The sequence below is a fragment of the Vibrio algicola genome, assembly GCF_009601765.2.
Classification (GTDB): Bacteria; Pseudomonadota; Gammaproteobacteria; order Enterobacterales; family Vibrionaceae; genus Vibrio; species Vibrio algicola.
The window spans coordinates 1,647,385-1,664,090 of record NZ_CP045699.1 but is presented as its reverse complement, the minus strand read 5'-3'; the positions used below and the strand labels follow the sequence as shown (position 1 = coordinate 1,664,090).

Genomic DNA, 16,706 nt, shown 5'->3' with positions numbered 1-16,706 from the left:
AGGTAATGAGTAATAGAAAAAGGCCACTGAAAAGTGGCCTTTTTGTTGGTTTAAAGTTTTAAAAACAGATCACCTAAGCATTGGTTTTCTTAAATTGGCTAAGCATAAACAGCGCTGTAGCTGAAATCACCACCGAAGGGCCGGCGGGGGTGTCATAAAACCAAGATAAATTTAAGCCTGCAAAAACCGATACCACACCAATGCATGAGGCACCGATTGCCATTTGCTCGGGTGTTCGTGCAAATCGTCTTGCGGTGGCAGCGGGGATGATCAAGAGCGAGGTAATAATTAAAGCCCCAACAAACTTCATGCCAACTGCAATCACTAGTCCAACCAACAGCATTAATACCACTCGCATTAAAGGGACATTTACCCCTTCAACTCCGGCTAATTCTTCACTAATGGATGAGGATAATAAAGGCCGCCAAAAATACACCAGTAGCGATAGGGTCACAATACCGCCGATGTAAATAAAGATCAGATCAGATGGGCTAACGGCCAGTAAATCCCCAAACAAATAACTCATTAAATCGACACGAACATTATCTAAAAAGCTCACCGCCACCAAACCAAGAGACAGCGCACTGTGGGCTAAAATCCCCAATAAAGTATCAGTAGCGACTACTTTTTGTTCTTGCAGAGTAGCCAGGATCAAGGCAATGGCAAGACAGCAAACCACCAGAGAAAGGTATAAATTCACATCTAACAAGAAACCCAGTGCCAAACCAAGCAATGAGGCGTGCGCTAATGTATCGCCAAAATACGCCATCTTACGCCATACCACTAAAGACCCAAGTGGCCCCGCAATAATGGCGATACCTAAGCCGGCAAGAACGGAAGGGAAAAGTATATCAAACATAGATTATTGACCGCTTTTGGGTGTGTGTGATGAAGAATGTGAGCAATGTTGGTGCTCACAATCAGTAGCTTCATCTTCGATTGCCTCGCCAGATAAATCATGGTGATGATGATGCTGGTGGTGGTAAACCGCTAAAGTATCTTTGGCGGTTTGACCAAACATGGCAAGGTAAGAAGGGTGCTGAGTAATGGCTTCTGGTGCGCCAGAGCAACAAATATGATGTTGCAGACAAATAACTTCATCGGTTTGCGCCATCACTAAATGAAGATCGTGAGAGATCATAAATACTGCGCAACCAAATCGCTGGCGAATGGTGTTAATTAAGGCGTACAGTTCTATTTGGCCTTGTACATCAACCCCTTGCGCAGGTTCATCTAATACTAATAAATCGGGTCGTTGCAATAATGCTCGGGCTAATAATACTCGTTGGTTTTCACCACCAGACAGTTTATGCATATCATTCGTGGCTAAGTTTTCCGCCCCCACCAAACGCAACGATTCCATCCTCTCTTGAGTACTATAACGTCCTGCTAAGCTCAGAAATCGATCGACCGTTAACGGTAAGCTGTCGTTAAGTCTGAGTTTTTGCGGTACATAACCAATCCGAAGTTTTTTAATCCGCGTTATGCTGCCGCTATAGGTTTTATGTAGACCTAGCATCACTTTGACTAACGTTGATTTGCCGGCACCATTGGGACCGATCACTGTGGTGATCTGCCCTTTTTGGACGGTTAAACTAATATTACTTAACACCGCTTTATCATGAAACTTAACCGTGACGTCTTGTAATTGAATGAGATCAGACATGTTTAAACCAACTTGAGTAATTGTTATGTTATATAGTAACATTGCGGTCGCAGTTTACCAATACGCTGTATTTTATATAAGGGAGATGAAAATGCACCAAAGTATCGGAAGTAAATGGACAAAATTCACATTGGCGGTGGCAATATTGTTCACTTCGGCTCAAGCGATGAGCCAAGAGACAAAGCTAACTGTGATGACATCAATTAAACCTTTGCAGCTTATTACTCAAGAATTGACATTAGGTGTGACCGATACACAAGTACTGCTCAATGCGACTGCGTCTCCTCACGATTATGCATTACGACCATCTGATATGAGAAAAATTAAAGGTGCCGATCTATTTATTTGGGTTGGACCTGGTTTAGAATCCTTTTTAGAGAGCGCACTGGAAGGGAATACTAATACCTTACAACTTGATCAATCGGATCAAATTACTAAGTTGAAGTATGGTGAAGAAGGCGATCATGACCATGCCGACCATGACAGCCACGACCATGCCGCACATGAAGATCACGATGATGGCCATCACCATCACGGTGGCTATAATCCGCATTTATGGCTTGGTCCACAACAAGCACAACAAATGGCGAAAGTGATCAGTGATAAATTAATGGCACTGGATCCTGAACATAAAGCGACGTATCAAAAAAATTATCAAGCGTTTGTTACTCATCTTTCAGCCACAATTTCTGGAATTAAACAACAATTAGCCCCCGTGAAATCTCACGGCTATTATGTGTTTCATGATGCCTACAGTTATTATGAAAATTACTTTGGGCTAAATAACCTCGGGCATTTTACAGTTTCTCCCGATCGCCGACCTGGCGCTAAAACACTTATTACGATTAGAACTGCGTTGCAATCAGATAAAGCCTATTGTGTGTTTTCTGAACCGCAAATTTACTCCAGCCGTGATCGATTCTGTTACCAGAGGCACGAATGTAAAGCACGGCTCTTTGGATCCTTTAGCCACCGATTATCCGGTTAAACCAGGATCCTATTTTACCTTCCTACAAGATTTAGGGCATAGTTTCTCTACTTGTCTTACTCGCTAGGAAATCTGCTTGTTCAAATTGAACTTATTTCATCAATATAAACCACGCCACCTTATCCGGTGGGGGTGGTTTATTATTACTCGGACTGAGTTTAATCGCGGTCATTATTACTTTGGTTATCAAGCTTAGAACTCCTGATCTTGACAGCAAGCCACATTTCAATAACAGTCAACAGCAAAGTGAGCCTTATGATGCAGTGATCGAGCGCGATGACCCTGCATTTTTAGAGCAAGAAAAACAGTTCACTGGGCAGCAACACGCGCAATCAAACCTACCCGAACTTGTCCATACCACAAGTACACCCGATCTTATCCATAGCCATACCGTAACAGATGGTCAAAGCCTCAAAACTATTTTTGATTTATATGGTTTAAAGTCAGCGGATTTATTGGCCTTAATCAAAGCCAACTCCACACCGCGCTGCAAATAAAAGACAATCAAGTGATCGAGTGGCAATTAACCTCGACAGGCAAAATCGCATCATTATCCATTTTCCGCACCCCTAAATTAGTCAGTCAATTTCGTTGGGAAAATGGCCAATATCAGTATCGTCCATTGCGTAAAAAAGGCATTCATAAAACTCGAATTTACCGAGCCAGTATGGAAGGCAATTTTTTCCACACAGCTTCGGATATAGGGTTAACCCCACCACAAATACGCAGTATTTATCAAGCGTTGTATTGGGATATTGATGTTACTCGTCAAGCCAAATTAGGGGACCAGTTAAAGGTTGCTATTGCGCAGAATGTCATTGGAAATCAAATTGTCGGTCAAGGAAAAGTGATCGGAGTCAGTTATCGCACCCAGCATCAACACTGGTTATTACTACGGGCTGATAATGGGCAATTCTATGCTCCCGATGGTAGCAGTAATCAGAAAACCTTACGTCGTTGGCCGCTGTCACAGCCTTATAGGATCAGTTCTGATTTTTAATCCACAACGTTTAAATCCGGTCACACACCGAATTGCTCCGCATTATGGCACCGATCTCGCGGTACCCGTTGCCACACCAGTATTGGCGACAGGGGAAGGGCAGGTTGTACGAGTAGGGGAGCATCCCTTAGCTGGCTTATATGTAGTGATCAAAAATGGCCCAATTTACAGCACTCGCTTTTTACATTTGAGTCGAATTTTGGTTAAGGTAGGACAACAGGTTCACCAAAATGAAGTGATTGCTTTGTCAGGTAATACTGGTCGCTCTACTGGGCCTCATTTGCATTATGAATTAAGGAAAGAGGGGGTTCCGGTGAATGCAATGCTTGCACCTTTGCCGCAAGCAAGCGGGCTAACTCAACGGCAGAGCGCGCAATTTAAACAAAAAAATCGTGTATTAATTCATCAATTAAGTGATCCGTTTTAAAAAACAGCCCCAAAATAGTCGTTCTCCTTTCTTGTATTTCCTAACTAGGATAAATTAGACATTCATAATTATTAGCGCGAAATATCAATAAAAAAACCATCCCGCGCTGAGTTCTATTTATTTTGTGTTAAGGCTTGCTCGTGATGCTGCGTATTGGGCGTTTATTCGCATTACTGATGATTTCATTTTCAGTTAATGCACTAGATGCAAATTCAATTTTTTATCCGTTACCTAGCCAAACGCAAGGGCAATTCCTGACGGCCAAAAAATTGTTTCCAAATCCTAAAGGTGGTATCTGGGTTCAAGATATTCGCAATCATATTCATTTCTATGATGGGCAGCACCTACTCACCAATAAAAATCGAAGTCTGGATGGTAATACCGAAAATATGGTGTATGCCGATGGTGATTTTTGGTTCACAGAGGCGAATAAGCTTTATCGTTTATCGTCTGACGGTCAGCGTGATGTGGTGTTAAATTTAGTCAATGCGCAATCATTTATAAAGGTCGGCTATTCTAGTGGCAAGATCTGGGCATTTTCGGCAAAATTTTTTCATAGTTATGATTTAACCACCGGAAAAGTTCGTTCTATTCCAACGGTTGAGATCACGCAAGCAGCTATTGGGGAAGATGTTCAAATAGAATCGGCTGTTTTTATTCATCAACACTGGGTGGTGAGTACTCAATATGCGGTTTTCTTATTGGGCGACACCGGGATAAAAAAGCTGACCGGTAATGAAATAACAGGCATCAATAAAATCTATTATGACCAACAACAAGATCGAATTTTATTGGCTACGCAAACAGGGGTTAAGTGGCTTAATGGAACCACAGGGGCGCTGCAACCACAAAGTATTGGGAGTGAAGATGTCACCAGTATCGCGATAAGCGCAACCGATTATTGGATAGGCACTCAAAATGGCTTGTTGGTTTATAATATTCACCAAGCTTCAACCACAATATTTCAAGCCAACTATCAAGATGATTATTCCCTCGCTAATAATTCGATTTTTGATCTGGCCTTAGATCAAAAAGGGGGGATATGGATAGCCACCGCGCGTGGAGTCAGTTATTACTCACAATCAAGTGCGATGTTTAAGCGCGTACGTTTTGGCACACAAAAAAATCAAATTCCATTTGGTCGAATTAACAATATGTTAGTTAATAATGATGGCGATAGTTGGTTGGCGACGACAACCGGGTTATATCGAATTCATGCTGCTAAAAATGGTGATAAAGCGGCCAAAGTAGAACGTATAATGACCGGAAATATTCGTAGTATTGTCAGAGTAAAAAGTCAATATTGGCTTACTCGGGATAATGAATTATGGTGTTTTGATCCGATCACCTACCATAATCAGAAAATCAATGTGGAGGAAGGCCGATTTAACGATACCATTACCCATTTAAGTGCGGATTCGGCACAAACGCTATGGTTTTCAACTGCATCTGGCTTGTATCGTTATTTCCCAACCAATAATAGTATAAAAAACTTTTCCCTGACTTGGATGCAAAAGGGCACGATTAACGGAGATATTACCGATTTATATGCGGATAAATATGGGCGGGTTTGGATAGGAACCGATCATGGTTTATATGAGTACCATAAAGGGCGTATTTTATTTGATACCTTTAGCGCAGAGTTTGGCGGTACCGACAGCATTAGTCAAGTGAGTGATAAAACGCTGTGGGCGGTGAATAACTATGGCGTGATCTCTATTGATATAGCCAAAAGCCGTGTCGTCCCCGTACCGCTGCAAGACTCGAATAGTTCGGCTTTATGTGTTGCAACGGCAGCCAATGGCACCTGGCTTGCCACGACCAAAGGAATCAGCTTTTATAATCCCGCAGGCTTATTAGTCAAACACTTCTCATCGCCTTTTGGCATGGTTTCAAATGAGTTTTTACCCGATGGCTGTGCGTTATCGCCCGATGGTAATCAATTGGTACTCAGCAGCAAACTTGGACTGGTTCAAGCCTCCACTCCACAGTTACTTATGGCTCAATTACCTGAAAATAATGTCATAGTTGGAGAAGTGTTACTTGATCGCTCTCGGGTGGCCATTTCTCCTAATCCAGACCGTGAATTACACTTGAGTTATGGTAAAAGTGTGACGTTTTTATTTGGGGTATTGCCGGATCTGGATGTGCCTCATTTACAATACCGATTAGTGGGTAGCCATAAACATGATTGGGTCTCCCTACAGGGCTCACAGGTGACGTTTAATAAATTAAGCCCTGGTAGCTACGCAATTGAATTTAAAGCTTTGTCTCAATTCGGTAGTAATAAAAAGAATACTCAATACCGTTTTATTATTGATAAACCTTGGTATTTAACCTCTTGGTTTGCCATTTTAACCATAGTGTTAATGCTGCTGCTAATTCTTGCTATTTTTGTTTGGCGCGCGCGAGCCATGATGAGCAAGAACATTCGTTTGCGTCGATTGATAAATTTGAAAACTAATCAATTGAAACATCAAAGTCAATTATTGATCAGCAGTAATGCCGAGTTACGCCGCCAAGCAGAGACTCGAGAATCACTAATTAATGAGGTCAGTGAAGAAGCGGCAGCGTGTATTGAAAATATTAAAATTAATATGGATCAATACTCAAAAAGTACGCAATTAGAGTTGTTACAACAATCGTTGAGCTACTTAGAACAAATCAGTCTTTTGCATTTATCCAGTGAGAAAAAAGTGATCCCTCAAGGCAAAATGGTGTCATTGGTGATTAAAGCCATTACTCAAGGTTGGCAATTGGATGCTGAAAATGCAGGTGTTAAATTGGTGGTATATGACGAGACACCAAATTGCATGATAAGAGTACGTTACGCGAATTTTGATACTGTATTGAATAGTTTACTGGCGAGTGCGTTGATACGGGCGAAGAAGGGTCAAGATGTTACCTTATCCACCAAGTTAAAAGATAATCAGCTACAAGTGATAGTGCAAGATCAAGGTATTGGGATTTCAGAGTCAGAAATTTTAGCTTATGAAGCTCAAGAATTCGGTCTCGACATTACGCCTATTACTCATAAACCTCTCAATACCACTCTAGCGGTGATGGCGGAATTAGTGCAACAAAATGGTGGAACCTTTAGCTTTACCACCAATACTATTACTCAGGTGACTCAATTAATCGTGACATGGCCGATTGATGGCTATCGAATAAATGCATTAGCAGAGGGTGTGATATCGACCAAATCAAGTGAGATTCTAGATACAGATGCCTTGGTTGATATGGAAGAAATTGATAGTAAGCACTTGCAAATTAATGGTAGTGAAGGGGATGATAAAGTCCTTATTGATCTTAAAGAGCAATGGCTAACCAAGGTATACGACTTGGTAGAGCAGAACTTTTCGGATCCTGATTTTGGCACCAGTGTGGCAGCCAAACTATTATTTGTTTCAGAGCGTAGCTTACAACGTAAATTTAAAAATTTAACGGAACGTTCCTTTATGGATTATTTGACTCAGTATCGTTTAGAAAAGGCGTGTGAAATGCTAATGTCGGGCTATAAAGTGGCTGATACCGCATTTGAATCCGGTTTTAACGACCCTTCTTACTTTAGCCAGCGCTTTAAAACCCACTTTGGGCTGACCCCTTCTAAATTTATTGAAAATACCCAACAAGATTAGCACTGTTGCTGATCAAGGCTGCTAGGCTTTTACAACCTTATCAATTCTATCTAATACCAATCAAATCAAAGGCAATCAACCGCAATATGGCACAATTTATGCCGTAATAGGTTGTTAGACGCAGTGATTGATTTGAATAGTGCTTATTTTAATAGGGAAATAAAGTAGATTTGTAATAGATAAAAAGGATAACTAAGAGGGTGACAACAAGTGCCATATTCAAGATATGGCACTCATCAGTCCAGAATAAAAAAAACGTGACACGGCCGGGGGGACTATGTCACGGGTGCCAACGACACCTTCGCTTGCTGCCGAGTGTATTGATTGCTCAACACACCTCAGGAATAAAATTCGTTAGGGTGTTCCCTATCGACAAGGTTATTTATAGCGCGACTGGGCTTAATTTGCGCATAAAAATAACGACAAGTTATCATGATAAAAGCGACAATATAAATTTTATTGAAAATAGCTGTTTTTATTCAATGGCTTATAGCCTGGTCCTTGTTGGTATAAATAAAAATAAACCCCATCACTTTTAGTTAAATTGACGTTTTTGACAATAGAGAACAATTTCAAATCTGACGTTTTTGACGGTGGTAATGAGAATAACTATCAAATAACAGGATAAATTGATATATATCAAAAAAAGTTACTGACTTTACCTGTATCATGAGTGAAAATAGGAATGGTTATCATTAATGGTTGGGTTTTACATGAAATTAAGTGAACTTAAAAGTGGGCAAAGTGCTCGCATTGTTGATCTATCAGAATTAACACCAGATATAAGGAAGAAACTGATGATCATGGGAATGCTGCCAAACACCCAAGTTAAGTTGATTCGTAAAGCGCCAATGGGTGATCCATTACAGGTCGAAGTCAGAGGGGTATCACTTGCTATCCGTGGCAAGATTGCCTCTGACATTGCAATAGAGGTAGAGGTATGAACTTTAATATTCTAACCGTTGGTAACCCTAATAGTGGTAAAACGACATTATTTAATGGTCTTACCGGTGCCAAGCAGCAAGTTGGCAATTGGGCGGGAGTCACGGTTGAGAAAAAAACCGGCTCATTTGAATTTAATGACGAATCCTTCAGTCTTACTGACCTGCCTGGTATCTATTCTTTAAACAGTGCCAATGATGCCAACAGTGTCGATGAATCTATTGCTTCTTCCGCTATTTCGTCTATGCCTGCCGATTTAATCATTAATGTGGTCGATGCCACCAGTTTAGAACGTAGCTTATATATGACACTGCAACTGCGTGAATTGGGCCGCCCAATGATCGTGGTGTTGAATAAATTAGATGCCCTACATCGTGAACGCCAAGAAATTGACGTTAAAGCACTGCAACAAGAGCTAGGTTGCCCCGTCTTTATACTGTCGGCGATTAATAAAAAGCAGGTGGCGCAATTTAAAGCCGACTTGCATAAGATTGCACATCAGAATTTACAGGTTGATGGATTAGTTCTTCATTATCCAGGCAACATAGAAGCGGCAATTGAGCAAATCAATCCACTGTGGCCTCAAGATGGTATTTTGCTTCCTCGTGCACTTTCTATTCGTGCAATCGAACAAGATGGTTTGGTGACAAAAACCCTTTCAGACCGTGATCAAGCGGTATTGGAGGCGTTAACTCAGCAACTCTCAGCAACAACCGATATCGATCTGGCGGTTACCAACAGTAAATTTGAATACTTGCATCAATTGTGTCATCAAGTTCGTCAATTAGATTCTTCATTCAGTAAGAGTTTTACCGAGAAACTCGATCAGTTTGTGCTCAATAAATGGTTTGGTATTCCGGTGTTTTTCGCCATCATGTATTTGATGTTTATGTTCTCCATCAATATCGGTAGTGCGTTTATCGATTTTTTTGATATTGGGGTCGGCGCATTATTGGTTGACGGCGGCCATCATTTATTAGATCCGCACTTACCTGTGTGGCTTGTGACTGTGATTGCGGATGGTTTTGGTGGTGGTATTCAAACCGTTGCTACCTTTATTCCGGTGATCGCTTGTTTGTATCTATTCTTAACCTTACTAGAAAGCTCTGGTTATATGGCGCGCGCTGCTTTCGTATTAGATAAAGTGATGCAAAAAATAGGCCTGCCAGGTAAAGCATTTGTGCCTCTTATTTTAGGTTTTGGCTGTAATGTGCCCGCTATTATGGCAACTCGCACTTTAGATCAAGAACGTGAGCGTAAACTGTCGGCGGCGATGGCACCATTTATGTCTTGTGGGGCGCGCCTACCGGTTTATACATTATTTGCCGCTGCATTCTTCCCAACCAATGGTCAAAACGTGGTATTTGCTTTATATCTACTGGGTATTTTAGCGGCAGTGTTTACCGGCTTAGTGTTGAAACACACCCTGTATCCAGGTAAGAGCACCAGCTTTATCATGGAAATTCCAGATTATGAAATTCCCACTTTGCGTAATGTGGTGCTAAAAACATGGCAGAAATTGAAACGCTTTGTTTTTGGTGCGGGTAAAACCATTGTATTGGTAGTGGCGGTGTTAAGTTTCTTTAATTCATGGGGTGTCGATGGTTCATTTGGTAACCAAGACAGCCAAAATTCGGTGCTATCCCATGCGGCAAAAGTAGTGACACCGGTATTATCTCCCATGGGGGTCGAGAAAGATAACTGGCCAGCAACGGTTGGTATTATTACCGGTATCTTTGCTAAAGAAGCGGTAGTGGGCACATTAAATAATTTATATTCCGACCCTTCAGGTGAAGAAGAAGAATTTAATTTAACCGCGAGTTTAATGGCTGCGCTGCAAAGTATTCCAGATAATTTAGCCGCGCTTAACTTCAGCGATCCATTAGGCATTGAAGTAGGCGATTTAGGCGATAAAGATGCAGCAGCGGCCGACCAAGGTGTGAGTAGCGGTGTGTTTGGAAATATTCAAGCTTACTTTGTTACCGGTGGCGCGGCGTTTGCCTATTTAGTCTTTATCTTATTATATACGCCATGTGCGGCGGCAATGGGGGCTTATGCGCGTGAATTTGGCCGTAATTATGCGATATTCATTGCATCTTGGACCATGTTTTTAGCTTATGCCTCGGCAGTGGTGGTCTATCAGGTTTCGAGCTTCGAGATGCACCCAATGATGAGTTCTATCTGGCTTGCGATCATCACGGTCATTTTATTGGCGGTATTCTTCACCATGAAACGCATCGGTGCTAAAGAGCAAAGCATGCGGATTGATATTGTGAACATCAGCTAGAAAAAGCGAGCCACACTTGAAGCAATAGTAATAGTAATAGTAATAAGTAGAAATTTAATGATTTATCAAAATTGAGTACAGAGAAAAGTGTCATAGACCATAGACGGACAGCCTTTCTCAAGCGACCAAGAACCAATCAGGGTCTTTTCGACGTATTCATATTGATCAAATATTAAGTGGAATAGGTATCATTAAAAATGCTCAGATCATCCGATCTGGGCATTTTTCTATCCGGAAGAAAAATCAAGTTGGAGTAAATGGAACCTGATGCAGGCTAAACGCTTGTTGCAATTGCTGAACTAATTGCTGTTGCGCGTCACAAGGGCGAGATCGTCCTTCGGTATTGCCCCACACTGGACCTGGCCAAGCAACGTCGCTTTCAAAACGTGCAATATGATGGATATGCAGTTGCGGCACCATATTACCCAGTGCGCCAAGATTGAGTTTCTTGGGTTTAAAGCTAAGCTCTAAAGCTTGAAAGACCACTTGAGATTCAAGTAAAAATTGCTGCTGATCCGGCATTGGCAGATGGTGTAATTCTTGTAATCCGGCCACTTTGGGCACTAAGATCACCCAAGGGCCAATGTGCTCTTTATGCAGTAAAGCGATGCTGAGTGGGAAATCACCAATAATATCAGTATCGGCTTGCAATTGAGGGTGTAATGTAAAGCTCATAGTGGACCTTCTCATCTTTTTAATTCTAGCGGATTGTTATACCATACCTTTTATATCAAATTAGGCGATCAATAATAATAATATGAGTAAATCAGAGACCAACTCCCCTCAAGCAGCAACCACAGATAAGCATCTTTATAATCCAACCTTTGAATGGCGCTTTTTGCATCCTCGTCATTGGCTAACTTGGATAGGCTTATTTTTTGCTGTGTTTTTAGCTTTCATCCCGCATCGTCTACGTGATCGTTTGGCCGCTAAGTTGTCTCGTCTAGCCTTAAGGCGAGAAGGTGGGCCGATGAAAAAAGCGCGCTTAAATTTACTCAATTGCTTTCCCGAGAAATCTGATCAAGAACGTCAAAAGCTGATTGAAGATTGTCTGGCGACCGCAGGGCAATTTATGTTTGGTTATCCAGAGCTTTTGTTGCGTAGCCGTAAGCATAACCAGTCGCGTGGTGTGGTGCATGGTGGTGAAAACCTATTCCCATTATTGGATAAAGGCGAGAAGGTCATTGCGTTAGTGCCACACTTTTGGGCAATTGATTACGCTGCCGTCATGATTGCCGCGCAAGGCTACCAAGTTTCCTCGATTGTCAAAGAGCAGCGTGAACCTATTACTAACTGGCTTATTCACCGTCAACGTATGCAATATGGCGGTAAAATTTATGAGCGCAGTGTCGGCATTAAACCGTTTTTAAGAAGCGTTAAAGACGGGTATTTAGGCTATTACTTACCAGATGAAGATCATGGCGCGCAAAATTCAGTCTTTGTGCCTTTCTTTGCCACCCAAAAAGCGACCTTAAAAGGTTTCGGTAAAGTCGCGAAACTCAGTCGTGCTAAAGTGGTGCCAATGCTTCCGGCCTATAATGCCGAGTTGGGTAAATACGAATTGCATATTCTGCCGGTGATTGAAAATTTGCCGAGTGGCGATGAAGAAACTGATGCCCGAGCGATGAACAAAGCGGTGGAAGATTTGGTTAACATCGATCCTAAACAATACATGTGGATTTTAAACTTACTGCGCACCCGACCGGATGGTACAAGATTGTATTAAGTGTATTAAGTGTATTGAGTTTCCGCTTATATTTGAAATGATGCTTTAATCGCGGTATTCAAATATTCAATGAAATTGGTATAAAAATGCCCATAACGACATGATCGTTATGGGCATTTTTTATAGCCGACTGAGTAGAGTCAGTTCAGTTGTTTACATACGTTCTAGCGTTTCAATGCCTAATAAGTCTAAACCTTGCTTGATGGTTTTAGCCGTTAGTGCAGCCAATTTTAAGCGGCTTTGTTTAACGGTGTCATCTTGATTGTTTAGAATTGGGCAAGCTTCGTAGAAACTTGAGAACTGACCCGCTAATTCAAACAAGTAGCTACACATTAGGTGCGGTTGACCTTCTTTGGCGACCGATTGAACCGCTTCATCAAATTGCAGTAATTTAGATACTAGCGCTTTTTCACGCTCGTCACCGATGAGGATCTCACCGGTTAGGCTGTTCATATCAATGTTTGCTTTAGCAAAAATAGAGGCTACGCGGGTATAAGCGTATTGCATGTAAGGCGCAGTATTGCCTTCAAATGCCAACATGTTATCCCAATCGAAGATGTAATCTGTGGTGCGGTGTTTTGATAGATCAGAATACTTAACCGCAGCCATGGCGACTGTGTTGGCAATCTTGGCTTTTTCTTCGGTCGCAAGATCAGGGTTTTTCTCTTCAATCAGTTTTTGTGCACGTTCACAGGCTTCATCGAGTAAATCAGCGAGACGAACCGTACCACCGGCGCGAGTTTTAAATGGACGACCATCTTTACCAAGCATCATACCAAACGCATGGTGTTCTAATGATACCGACTCTGGCACATAGCCCGCTTTACGCACGATAGACCAAGCTTGCATTAAGTGCTGGTGCTGACGTGAATCAATAAAGTAAAGCACGCGATCTGCGCCGAGGGTTTCGTAGCGGTATTTAGCGCAAGCAATGTCGGTGGTGGTGTATAAGAAGCCACCATCACGTTTTTGCACGATAACGCCCATCGGATCGCCATCTTTATTTTTGTATTCATCAAGGAAAACCACTTGTGCGCCATCACTTTCAACCGCCAAGCCTTTTTCTTTTAGATCGCTCACAATCACAGACAACATAGGGTTGTACATGCTTTCGCCCATGACGTTTTCACGCGTCAGAGAAACATTTAAGCGATCGTAGTTAAGTTGATTTTGGATCATGGTCACATCGACCAGTTTTTTCCACATCTTAGCGCAATGCTCATCGCCACTTTGCAGTTTCACCACATAAGCACGCGCGCGAATCGCAAACGCTTCATCTTCATCATATAATTTTTTCGATTCGCGATAGAAGCCTTCAAGATCGGCCAGTTCCATCGACACTTCACCTTGCTCTTTTTCAACGCGTTCAAGGTTGGCAATCAACATACCAAATTGAGTTCCCCAATCACCAATGTGGTTGGCACGGATAACATTGTGACCTAAAAACTCAAGGGTACGAACCACCGCGTCACCAATGATGGTTGAGCGTAAGTGGCCAACGTGCATTTCTTTGGCAACGTTTGGTGCAGAGTAATCGGCAACGATGGTTTGAGCTTGCTCAGCCGCAACCCCTAAACGCTCATCAGACAATGCGCTAGAGGCTTGTTTGGCTAAAAATTCAGGGTCTAAAAAGATATTAATAAAGCCCGGACCTGCGATCTCAGTTTTATTAGCAATGCCATCGAGATCAAGTACGTCTAATACTTTTTGCGCAAACTCACGCGGATTCATGCCTAATTTTTTTGCAACGCCCATAACTCCATTCGCTTGGTAGTCACCAAATTGGGCTTTGGCTGATTGACGAACAGCGGCAGGGCTTCCTGCAGGAGCGCCAGCGGCTTCTAAGGCTTGAGATACTTTGTCATTGATCAGTGCTGCAATATTCACACGTGCTTCCTATGGTAATGTCTGGATTGAAAAACAAAGCTTCAATCGAGCGCAAATTTTTAATCAGAAAATGTGAACTATGATACCAAATAATAGAAGGTTATTAAAAAATAAATCGTCATTTTTATCTATTGGTGACAAATGGCTTAGGTTACACTCTTCTAGCGTCTTTAACTTGCTTTAAAAGGAATGGAATTTTGTCTTCTTCATTGTCGAAACCTCAATCAATAACGACCGAGCAATCAATAGAAAAAGAACCGCTTATTGATCCGCTTATTCAACAACTCAGCCCCGCGGCTATGGCGTTGTCAGTGGTTGATTTTTGGCAAAAAATGGACGCATTAGCCCAATTGATTGGTTTGGATTACCACGATCTAAAAGCCGACCATTTAGCGATGCGGATTAACGATCAAGTTGTGGCGGAACAAGTTCATCGAGCTTGGTTGAGTGAAGGACAACAAATATCCAATGCGATGATCAACGGTCGCGCTATTATTGTGATCCATTTAGATTCAGCCTTGCAAGTGACTGACCACAAGATCGACTGTTTAGAGTTACCTTATCCCAGCGACAAAGCCTACCCACAGCAAGGTTGGGAGCATGTGGAATTTGTGGTACCAAGTAAAGCCCAAACTGCAGAGCAATTAGTCGAGCAGATTAAACGTCAGTTTCCGTTAATGGCCAAGAAATGGGGGAGATTTGCCGAACTTGGGGTCAAAGTGAAGTTATCGAGCCCGCAAGGCGCGGGGGAACGCTTGGTCAATCCGACCGTGGCATTTAAGCATCAAGGCGTGTGTATTAAACTGCATCCACATAGCCTGCAAGCGGTGATCGCCAGTGAGGCGAAATAGTCGTTATCCTATGAGATAGAAGGTCGTGAATACAGAGAGATTCTTAATATTGAGAATGGGGCGCTATTAACAACGATGATGAGTTTCTCAGTAGTTTTTTAATGCCTAGCCTAAAAAGATGACGTGATTTTTTTAGGCTCGGTTGCAATGCATCAAATCTCACTAGACAAAATATCGGCTCGAACAAAAGTAACGCTCAAACAAGCATCGGGTTTTACCTTAATGGAAGCTATTATTGGCTGCGTGGTGCTGAGCGTATTATTGGTAGCAAGCGTGCCCTCGTTACAGGATTTATTTGAAAAGCTTAAAATGCGCAGCTTAGCCAATGAAGTGACCAATATCGTGATGATGGCCAAGACCGAAGCGGTGTTTAAGCGGCATCCGGTGTGGCTGCACTTTGTACAAAAAACCAATAGCGCAATTTATCAAGGTGGTTGGGTGTTTAGCCTACAGAACAATAATGCCACGGTGGATTATACCACCTCCAAACACGGCGCCATTTATTACCTTAATGGTGAGCGCTTTAAAAATATCAGCGTTTTCTCAACCCTTAACTTCCACAAAATTAAATTTGACCAAGTTCATGGTAAACCAATGGGGGTGGCAAGAAGTTTTACTTTCTACATCGACCCCGCTCGCGGTTTAAAAGTGAATCTGCATAATATTACCGGCCGAGTCCGAGTGTGCGGTATTAATATTGCTAACCAAGGCAACAGTGACAAATATTATTATGGTTACCCAGAGTGCTGAGTGGTTGTCTTTCTTCGTAACCAACAGCCTCTACCAACACCCATCGACAGCAACACCCGCTTTGTTTGCCGTGCCCACAGAACCTGCGTTTAAGCTTAAGGTGCCACATTTGTCTTTTATTTGGGGGGAGTTTTTTCTTGGCACTGCCTTGATGGTATAAGCCTCCATGTTTGTTGCCGAACTTTCTGTCACAGAAAATGTATAGCGTTCGCTGTCAGTATCACAAAAGTCACAACTGCCACCTGAAACGATGGTTGCAGAATTATAAGCTCCAATCTTGCTTTTACTCAGTTCCATTTCAATTTGGATCTTCAACATATCTGCCATTGCCGAAGAACGGTGTCCTTTCAGTACATGTTCTTGATAGCTTGGATAGGTGATAGCGGCTAGCACACCAATGATGGCGACCACTATCAATAATTCGATCAATGTCATTCCTTTATGTCGCTTGGTGTTTTGCATACATCCATTTTTACGAATCATTTCTATAAGTTCCTTCTGTAAACTTCGACCATTGTTATTAAGTGTTAGCATCAGTTCAACC

Annotated in this window: 14 protein-coding genes and 1 pseudogene; 10 read left to right on the top strand and 5 right to left on the bottom strand. The window is 42.1% G+C overall.

The features are described 5' to 3' along the window. Positions 1-73 precede the first annotated feature (73 nt). Together znuB and znuC are read right to left on the bottom strand one after the other, a co-directional pair. Positions 74-859 (bottom strand): zinc ABC transporter permease subunit ZnuB, encoded by a 786-nt coding sequence (znuB, locus tag GFB47_RS07640; RefSeq protein WP_153447443.1) that lies wholly within the window; start codon positions 857-859, stop codon positions 74-76. A gap of 3 nt (positions 860-862) precedes the next feature. Next, positions 863-1,666: a zinc ABC transporter ATP-binding protein ZnuC gene (gene znuC, locus GFB47_RS07635; protein WP_153447442.1), complete on the bottom strand. Its 804-nt coding sequence runs from the start codon at positions 1,664-1,666 to the stop codon at positions 863-865. A gap of 91 nt (positions 1,667-1,757) precedes the next feature. On the opposite strand from znuC, the pseudogene znuA reads away from it, so the two are divergent. From znuA to feoB, 7 genes and pseudogenes are all read left to right on the top strand, one after another. Further along, positions 1,758-2,721, top strand: a pseudogene (znuA, locus tag GFB47_RS07630) (zinc ABC transporter substrate-binding protein ZnuA). A gap of 112 nt (positions 2,722-2,833) precedes the next feature. After that, positions 2,834-3,151, top strand: coding sequence for a hypothetical protein (locus GFB47_RS07625; RefSeq protein WP_153447441.1), 318 nt, complete (start codon positions 2,834-2,836; stop codon positions 3,149-3,151). A gap of 11 nt (positions 3,152-3,162) precedes the next feature. After that, positions 3,163-3,654 (top strand): hypothetical protein, encoded by a 492-nt coding sequence (locus tag GFB47_RS07620; RefSeq protein ID WP_153447440.1) that lies wholly within the window; start codon positions 3,163-3,165, stop codon positions 3,652-3,654. Continuing rightward, positions 3,581-4,081, top strand: a complete 501-nt coding sequence (locus GFB47_RS07615) for a peptidoglycan DD-metalloendopeptidase family protein (RefSeq protein WP_178306463.1) — start codon at positions 3,581-3,583, stop codon at positions 4,079-4,081. The genes GFB47_RS07620 and GFB47_RS07615 overlap by 74 nt, the downstream gene beginning before the upstream one ends. A gap of 143 nt (positions 4,082-4,224) precedes the next feature. Beyond that, positions 4,225-7,719, top strand: coding sequence for a helix-turn-helix domain-containing protein (locus tag GFB47_RS07610; RefSeq protein ID WP_225874312.1), 3,495 nt, complete (start codon positions 4,225-4,227; stop codon positions 7,717-7,719). A 713-nt stretch (positions 7,720-8,432) separates the two neighbouring features. Then, the gene (locus GFB47_RS07605) at positions 8,433-8,663 is read left to right on the top strand and encodes a FeoA family protein (protein ID WP_153447437.1); all 231 of its coding nucleotides are present in this window, start codon (positions 8,433-8,435) and stop codon (positions 8,661-8,663) included. Further along, positions 8,660-10,948 carry a Fe(2+) transporter permease subunit FeoB gene (feoB, locus tag GFB47_RS07600; RefSeq protein ID WP_153447436.1) on the top strand — a complete coding sequence of 763 codons (2,289 nt, stop codon included), beginning with the start codon at positions 8,660-8,662 and terminating at the stop codon, positions 10,946-10,948. Before GFB47_RS07605 ends, feoB begins: the two co-directional genes overlap by 4 nt. Positions 10,949-11,191: 243 nt before the next feature. On the opposite strand, the gene GFB47_RS07595 is transcribed toward feoB, so the two are convergent. Then, positions 11,192-11,623, bottom strand: coding sequence for an HIT domain-containing protein (locus GFB47_RS07595; RefSeq protein WP_153447435.1), 432 nt, complete (start codon positions 11,621-11,623; stop codon positions 11,192-11,194). A gap of 82 nt (positions 11,624-11,705) precedes the next feature. On the opposite strand from GFB47_RS07595, the gene lpxM reads away from it, so the two are divergent. After that, on the top strand, positions 11,706-12,674 hold the full coding sequence (gene lpxM / locus GFB47_RS07590) for a lauroyl-Kdo(2)-lipid IV(A) myristoyltransferase (RefSeq protein ID WP_153447434.1): 969 nt from the start codon (positions 11,706-11,708) through the stop codon (positions 12,672-12,674). Between the two features lie 153 nt (positions 12,675-12,827). On the opposite strand, the gene argS is transcribed toward lpxM, so the two are convergent. Beyond that, positions 12,828-14,561, bottom strand: coding sequence for an arginine--tRNA ligase (gene argS / locus GFB47_RS07585; RefSeq protein WP_153447433.1), 1,734 nt, complete (start codon positions 14,559-14,561; stop codon positions 12,828-12,830). Positions 14,562-14,758: 197 nt separating this feature from the next. On the opposite strand from argS, the gene GFB47_RS07580 reads away from it, so the two are divergent. After that, the gene (locus GFB47_RS07580) at positions 14,759-15,412 is read left to right on the top strand and encodes a VOC family protein (protein ID WP_225874255.1); all 654 of its coding nucleotides are present in this window, start codon (positions 14,759-14,761) and stop codon (positions 15,410-15,412) included. 147 nt (positions 15,413-15,559) lie between these two features. Then, the gene (locus tag GFB47_RS07575; protein ID WP_153447432.1) at positions 15,560-16,162 is read left to right on the top strand and encodes a pilus assembly FimT family protein; all 603 of its coding nucleotides are present in this window, start codon (positions 15,560-15,562) and stop codon (positions 16,160-16,162) included. A 30-nt stretch (positions 16,163-16,192) separates the two neighbouring features. On the opposite strand, the gene GFB47_RS07570 is transcribed toward GFB47_RS07575, so the two are convergent. After that, entirely contained in the window at positions 16,193-16,645 is a 453-nt protein-coding gene (locus GFB47_RS07570) for a type IV pilin protein (RefSeq protein ID WP_153447431.1), read from the bottom strand. Positions 16,646-16,706: the final 61 nt, after the last annotated feature.

Coding starts and splice junctions, on each gene's coding strand:
- znuB (WP_153447443.1), bottom strand. CDS start 859: ATGTTTGATATACTTTTCCCTTCCGTTCTTGCCGGCTTAGGTATCGCC.
- znuC (WP_153447442.1), bottom strand. CDS start 1,666: ATGTCTGATCTCATTCAATTACAAGACGTCACGGTTAAGTTTCATGAT.
- lpxM (WP_153447434.1), top strand. CDS start 11,706: ATGAGTAAATCAGAGACCAACTCCCCTCAAGCAGCAACCACAGATAAG.
- GFB47_RS07570 (WP_153447431.1), bottom strand. CDS start 16,645: ATGATTCGTAAAAATGGATGTATGCAAAACACCAAGCGACATAAAGGA.
- GFB47_RS07605 (WP_153447437.1), top strand. CDS start 8,433: ATGAAATTAAGTGAACTTAAAAGTGGGCAAAGTGCTCGCATTGTTGAT.
- GFB47_RS07615 (WP_178306463.1), top strand. CDS start 3,581: ATGGTAGCAGTAATCAGAAAACCTTACGTCGTTGGCCGCTGTCACAGC.
- GFB47_RS07595 (WP_153447435.1), bottom strand. CDS start 11,623: ATGAGCTTTACATTACACCCTCAATTGCAAGCCGATACTGATATTATT.
- GFB47_RS07610 (WP_225874312.1), top strand. CDS start 4,225: ATGCTGCGTATTGGGCGTTTATTCGCATTACTGATGATTTCATTTTCA.
- feoB (WP_153447436.1), top strand. CDS start 8,660: ATGAACTTTAATATTCTAACCGTTGGTAACCCTAATAGTGGTAAAACG.
- GFB47_RS07575 (WP_153447432.1), top strand. CDS start 15,560: ATGCATCAAATCTCACTAGACAAAATATCGGCTCGAACAAAAGTAACG.